We start from the raw sequence: 6940 nt of genomic DNA on the forward strand, positions 1-6940 counted from the left end.
GGCAGAACGGGCGGAGCCCCTGGGCTGTTGAGAGAGGTGTCGAGGCTCAACTCTCCAGCCCAGGGGATACTCCTATCTCCCGTCAAGCGGGGTTCTGGAGATAGATCTCTGTGGTGATCGTGCAGGTCAGGGCTCTGTATATCTCGCGGGCTATGTAGCGCTTGAGGCATCGGATGATGTCCTTCTTCTGTAGTCCCTGTGCGGTGCGGCGGGTGACGTAGTCGAGGGTGCGGCGGTCGTGTTGCATGCGGACCACGGCGATGAGGTAGAGGGCGGCGTTGGCGGACCGGTTCCCGCCTCGGTTGAGGCGGTGACGGTCACGTCGGGGGGACGACGCCGAGATCGGAGCGGCCCCGCACAGATGGGCGAACGCCGCCTCCGAGTGGAGGCGTTCGAGATTGTCACCCACTGCGGCGAGGAGTCGGGCCACTGTCTCCAGCCCGACTCCGTAGACAGAGAGCAGGTCAGGCGCGGCCTGCATGACAAGCGTGCTCAGCTCGGCGTCATACTCGTTGATTTCGAGGTCGAGTTGTTGGTAGCGGCGGGCAAGTCGGCGCAGGATGAACTTGGCAGCGGCCACCGGCCCGGTCAGGTCGGTGGCCGACCGCAGCCGGGCGCACGTGGTGATCAGATCGCTGGCGGATAGATTGCGGAGCTGGTCACGTAGTGCGTCGGGGACGGTGACGAGGTGGCTGCGGATTTGGTTGATGGCCTGGGTGCGGGCCTTGACGGCAGACGTGCGGGCGGTGTGCAGGAGGCGAAGTGCCTCAGCGGCGCCGGCGTGGGTTTTGGGGATGATGGTTGCTCGGCCCGCGGCGACGTTCTGGGCGGCTACATAGGCGTCGATCGGGTCGGACTTGCCGTGCTGATGCCGGATCCGTCGATCGGGTCGGTTGATGTCGAAGACCGTTAGGCCGGCCGCGGCGAGGACGCGGGCGAGTTGGATTCCGTAGGAGCCGGTGCCTGCGACGCCGACCGCGCGGACGGTGCTGATCGGCCATGATGGTGGTGCTGTCCTTCCGCAGAGTTCCAGGAGGCAGCACACGCCGGTCGGGCGGGCGGACAAAGCAGTGACAGGGGCTTCTAGCCCAAGCTCCTATCAGGTCACGAAACGTCCGTCCGGCCGTGTGCGTCGTGGACCACCGCAGCGAGCCGACAGATCCCCTACACGACAACCCCGTTGGATGTCAGCTCTGTTGAGAGTCAGGCCTGGCGGTGAACCACGGCACCATCATCACTGCTCCGTTGGTTACGTATCCTGCAGCAATCGACCTTCCGCACGCACTCGTGGAGACGGTGACGATGCTGATCGTCCTCCGGGAGGGTGACCGGAGGTGCAAGCTCCGCTCGTCGGGACGTGCGCCGGCCGCGCTGGTATACCTGCGCCAGCACACCACCCTGGCCCCGATCGCGGTCGGCTTCCGGATCAGTGTCGGCACCGCCCATGCCTATGTCCGGTCCGTCGTCGCGCTGCTGGCCCGCCGGGCGCCGGGGCTCACCGCGGCCCTGCGGGAGGTGAAAGCGCGAGCAGAGTATGTGCTGGTGGACGGCACCCTGGCGGAGTGTGACCGGGTCGGTGACAGCCGCGGCGACTACAGCGGCAGGCACCGCCGGCATGGGGTGAACCTGCAGGTCCTCACCGACCCGGCGGGCAGGATCGTGTGGATCTCACGGGTGCTGCCCGGCCGCACCCACGACCTCACCGCGGCCCGCACCCACCGGATCATCAACACGGGTGTCCGACTCGGCAGGGCTCGCGAGAACCACAGCGGTGTCCCGTCCGAACGGGCGATGACCTGCACGTTCATCCCGTGCTTCCGGTGCTTCTGCGAGTAGTACGGCTCGTCCGCCCTGATCCGGTCGGTGGGGATCAGGGTACCGTCAACGACGACGAAGTCGCCGTCACCCAGACCCACCAGCGACTCCCGCAGTCCTGGGCCCACGCGGCCAACACGTCGAGTGTCTCGTCGACGTAGCGCCACGCGGTCGTCTCCGATACCCCGAACCCGGCGCCGACCTGGGCGAACGTCTCATTCTTCCGCAGGGGCGCCAGCGCGAGGAGGGCCTGTTTGAAGCAACCGAGCCTCCGCCAGGGCGAGTTGATCTCCTCAACCGGTCCGGCGAGGCATGCCCGGCCGCCTCCGCGACCTGCCACATGTTCTTGCGCGGCAAGTCGGACAGCAGTCCGCGCACCATCGCCCGCAGGTTCTCCCGCGAGGCCGGCCGACGGAACACATCGTCCACCGACGCACACAGCGCCTCCAGATCCACATCCCAGGACCGGACCTCGTCCGCAGTCAACTCATCACGCCGGACCAGACCCGGCGGCAGCATCAGCCCCCATACACCCCAACAAGTCCGTCATCATCACATCACGTGAACAACCGGCTGCAGTACTGGGGCAAGGCCATCGCGTCACCCCCTCTCAACGAGCATCGCTACTCGGAGAGTTGCACGATGGCCGCGCCATAACCAGGAGCTGCGTGAAGATCGCTGCTACACCACCCGGCGGGACACCATCGCACCCCGTCGAGGCAATCGGGTTGCTCCTTCGCAGGTCAATTGATCACCACCCCGGTCGATACAGCGGATGACCTCGACCGCATACGCCGCCGCGCATTGTGAAGACTCCAGCTCCGGCCTCGTCACCTGTCGACCTTTGGCGCACCGGTGTCCTCGGAAAGATACGGACCGGCGTTCTTGCCCCGCCATAGGTTGGCGGGGCCATGTGACACGCCTTCCCCTTTCCCCGCGTTCGCGGTTCCACGGGCGCCGCGCAGACGTGGGTGGCTGCTGCCCGAGAGGCCGAGATCGCATGGACGGGGCCTCCTGATGAATCTGACGCCTCGCCGCATCACGAGAAGCTAGGACAGCCACGACATGACCATCGGTCCGTACGCCTCCGCGCAACCGTCCCCGGCCCCGGAGCGGCGGCCCGTTCAGCGACCCGTTCCACCGTCCGCGCAGAGCGGTTCTGTGCCGGCGGGCGCGGAAGCGGCTCTGGGCGTCTGGGCGGATTCCCGGGGAGCATCGAATGATGTGTCTGGCACCGCGCGTGACTGGGCACCCGGCGCACTTGTGGCAGAGGGGATCGAACCGGCGCAGGAGCTCAGCCTCGAGGCCGGCCAGCCCCACGACTTTGCCCAGGCGGACACGGCCAACAGGGAGGACCTTGCGGCGGACCTGGCCCGGCCGGCGCCCGCACCCGCAGGCCCCGCCGACGTCACATCAGAAGTTTCCCGCCGTGATGTGGCGGCCGCCAAAGACGCCATCGCCGACGCGCTCCAGGGCGGCGAGCCCGAGTTCCAGGACATGTCCCGGATCGCCGGCACCGCCCGGAAGACGGCACCCCAGGATCTCCGCAGGGCCAACGCCTGCCACCTCAACAAGGCCCTCTCCGCCGGATCCGGGCTCCCGTGCCACGTCCTGTCATACGAGCCGGATTTCGAGGGCGTGGGCCGGATGGCCGTCGCCCTCGGCGACATCGAGACCGCCGCCCACGTCGCCGTCCTGGTCCCCGGCATGGGCAGCGATCCCTCGAACTTCGACCGGCTCGTCCGCCGAGCCCGCACCGTCCACGACGAATGCCGCAGCGTCGCCCCCGGGGCGAAGGTCGCCATCATCGCCTGGCAGGGCTACAAGGCCCCCCGCGACATCTTTAAGGGCAAGGGCGACGCCAGCGACGACAAGTATGCCAAGGACGGCTCCAGGCTCCTCAACATCGACCTCGCCCACTGGCGCGCCCTCTGGAAGAACAGCACCGCCCGCAAGAGCGCCGGCCTCCCGCAACAGCCCCAGATCACCGTCAACGGTTTCAGCTACGGAAGCGTTGTGGCCGGCTACGCCCTCATGCGGCGCACCCAGCCCGGCGGCGTCACCGACACAGTCAAAGGCGCCTACGCCGGTCTCAACCGTGAGGTGGTCCGCCAGGTCCTCTCCCTCTTCCCCCTCACCGCCGGCGCGAAGAAGGGAATGCAGGGCGGCACCTGGACAGAAGCCGTGACCGAAGGCGCCATGAAGGCGTTGCCCATCGCCGAGCTCGCCACGGACCCCACGCTCGTCTCAGCCGCTGCGTACGTGTACCGCCCCGTGAAAGCGACCGTCATGCGCTCCGTCAACCAAGCCCGCGCAGCCTACAAGAGCGAACCCCTCGGCGGCGGAGAAGCCGACTACCTCGTCCTCTTCGGCAGCCCCGGCACCGGCCGCCGCGCCCAGCACCTCAACATCCCCGCCACCCGCATCTTCGCCGCCGCCCACAAGCTGGACCCCGTCAGCAAGTCCAACTTCTTCAGTATCGACCCCACCCACTACAGGTACGACCCCACCGGCAAGGTCACCCGCCTCAAGACCGAGTACACCCCCGACCCCGCCCTCAACTGGGAAAAGAACCGGGAACGAGCCCACACCAGCTACTACGACCCAGCCACCGAAACCCAGCCCGCACGGGAATCCCTCACCAACCTCGCCCGCATCGTCACCGGAAACCGCCACAAAGTCACCCCCTACAAGAAGCGGGCCGGCCTCATCCTCGAAGGCCACAAGAGCCTCCTTGCCCGCCCCTTCACCAACCCCCCCACCAACACCCCGTTGCCCCGGCCTGCCAAGCAGACAGGGGAGGAAAAACGAGGCACGGAACAGGCCGTACGGTCCAGGCAACGACGCAATGTCATCAATACCTTTGGCAGCGTCACTGAGCTGGACTTCGACGGATGGAAAATGCTGGTCGAGAGAGGTATCGACTGGAATACACGACCTGACCGGGGAGTCGCTTACCAGACCATCATCGAAGCGCTGGTGCCCGGGGCAGGTGACCTCGCGGGCGTCGCAAGGGCGACGAATGAAACAGATCGCATCTGGTACACGACACGACTGGTCAGCCTGCCGGTCATGCTGGCGTACCCTCACGTTGGCCTGCTCTTTGCGGTGGCGGACTTCGTCAAAGGGAAAGCAGAGGCATTCGTCAGCACACTGGCAGCGAAAGATGCCGCCCGCAGGCAGTTTCAGGAAAACGCTGTCAGGCAGATAGATCAAACCTTGGATCGCGCACGTCGACTGATGACGGACGAATACGCGGCAACCCTCGCGGATGAGGGGGGAGCCGGTCTTCACGGAAAACGTTACCGGAGAGAAATTCTTAAGATCGCGATCCTGGCCTTCCAGGCGGCCGATGCGCAAGCAGCCGGTTTCGAAAAGGCCTGGGAGACGCACCCGTCCAATCAGGGCTTCGCAGTCGACAAGAGCATGCTCAACCTGAAATACACAAAGGATCAAATCAAACCAAACATCGATGCCATGCTGTACAGGTTCCTGAACGCCGGAAGTGTCGGCATCGACTCGCGCGGGCCAAAGATGTGGGGCCGCATCGTGAAAGAAGGCAGCGCGCTGAGCGGCGGGGCCGTGACATACCTTCCCAGGGAAGCAGGAGGTCGCACTTTCCTGCACGTCACGCCGACCGGCCAAGCGCACCTGGTCACCATGAAGGATTGGTTCTCGACGACTCAAGGCGTGACCATATGCGAGGAGAAAAGGGAGCTCAACAGCCATCTCACCCAGCAGTTCTCAACTGGCTCTCCGGTATGGACCCGATCCAGCAATTCCGACCAAAAGGGACCTCACGCCCTGGCGTTCAGCGACAGTGGCGTACTCTACGCATTGTTCAGAGGAGAGATAATTGGTGGAGGTGTAGCGTACTATCTTCGAGCATTCGAGGATTACACGCGAAGTAATCTAGGCCCAAAAGAGGTGGCACTGCCGAACGACTTCCCGCTGCCCGCCAATGGCCTGACAGAAATACGCGGCATGTATTTCGATCCAAATCGAAAAGGGATCCTCGTCATCGAGTACGGGGGTGCCACGCAATACTGCCAGCTCGACATCGGGGCATACGAGAAACAGTCCGATGAGTACAAAGCCTGGGAAGGGAAGGGGGTGAGCGCCAGAAACGATTGGTTGAAGCTGGTGGGCAGTAGGCCCAAGCTATCGGGCTACATTGCTTCTAAGATGGGGAAGGCCCCGGCGCGACCCAAGGTCGAGGTGACAGCAAATCAAGACAACGACACCGCCGCGATAATTCATCAGGCATTTTCGAACGAGCTGGGCAAAGTCGCCGCAAAAGCCAGCCGTGACAGGGTCGCCCAAGGCGCCTTTGGAGACGTACTCGTCGGCGGGTCGGTGGACGGCAAGAGGTGGGCCGGCCGCTATGGAGAAAAAAGAGTCCTCCAGACAGACTTCGGTACCGAACCCATCATAGGCAGCGCCGCAGCGAACTACACTCCCAATTACAGAGAAACGGTAGATGCTTTCGAAGTTGATGACCTTACGGCCGTCTTTCAAGCGTCGACAAAAAATCCCCGCATGTTCAGCCTGCGACGAAATTTTGGTTCGACATCCACTCGCATAATAGGGGCGATAGAGGGTCGCCCTGATGCGTATATCATCAGCGTGGTATCCGGAGGTGGGACCGACATTACGGTGTCAAATGACAACATTACGTCGTACACCCTCAGTTGGTCGGGGAACAAGTCAATGATCGCTCTGAAACGTGACGGAAAAATCCGCATAATCGTGCCAGGCGGCGCGTCGGAGAACGTCTCGGAGGCAACGCCGGAACCCTCTGGGGTCTACAGACTGCCAAAGCCCATGTCCTTTAAGGAGATCGCCGCAAGTCAACTCGGGGACGGGACGCGTTGGCGGGAAATCCACGGCCTGAACGAATGGATTTTCGGCCCAATGAAGCGAAATGACACCAAGGACAAGCTTATCCCCAGGGGTGTCGACATTCGTCTTCCTGTGCAATAGAACCACTCCTTTACCTTCTCTTCCCGGTTTTGACCAAGCGTCATTCATGGGTGGATCACCGGTAGTTGATCGCTGGATACAAGATCGGTCCCCTCGGCGTAGCGTGTGAAGTGTCAACCACAGCAGGCTCGTTCGGGGGGCC

The 6940-nt window shown here is 64.0% G+C and carries 2 protein-coding genes and 2 pseudogenes; 2 read left to right on the top strand and 2 right to left on the bottom strand.

Going from position 1 to position 6940, the window contains the following annotated elements:
- Positions 1-82: 82 nt before the first annotated feature.
- Complete coding sequence (locus ACIQ8J_RS33840) at positions 83-1066, bottom strand: IS110 family transposase (protein WP_403277675.1); 984 nt, start codon at positions 1064-1066, stop codon at positions 83-85.
- A gap of 179 nt (positions 1067-1245) precedes the next feature.
- On the opposite strand from ACIQ8J_RS33840, the pseudogene ACIQ8J_RS33845 reads away from it, so the two are divergent.
- Positions 1246-1749, top strand: a pseudogene (locus tag ACIQ8J_RS33845) (transposase family protein); the annotation flags it as partial.
- On the opposite strand, the pseudogene ACIQ8J_RS33850 reads toward ACIQ8J_RS33845, so the two are convergent.
- Positions 1737-2101, bottom strand: a pseudogene (locus ACIQ8J_RS33850) (transposase family protein); the annotation flags it as partial. The pseudogenes ACIQ8J_RS33845 and ACIQ8J_RS33850 sit on opposite strands and share 13 nt — an antisense overlap.
- A 938-nt stretch (positions 2102-3039) precedes the next feature.
- Here ACIQ8J_RS33850 and ACIQ8J_RS33855 point away from each other — a divergent pair.
- A complete protein-coding gene (locus ACIQ8J_RS33855; RefSeq protein WP_403277676.1) occupies positions 3040-6798 on the top strand; it encodes an alpha/beta hydrolase in 3759 nt (1252 codons plus the stop codon).
- Positions 6799-6940 lie beyond the last annotated feature (142 nt).

It is taken from the genome of Streptomyces sp. NPDC094147 (assembly GCF_044764265.1).
Lineage (GTDB): Bacteria > Actinomycetota > Actinomycetes > Streptomycetales > Streptomycetaceae > Streptomyces.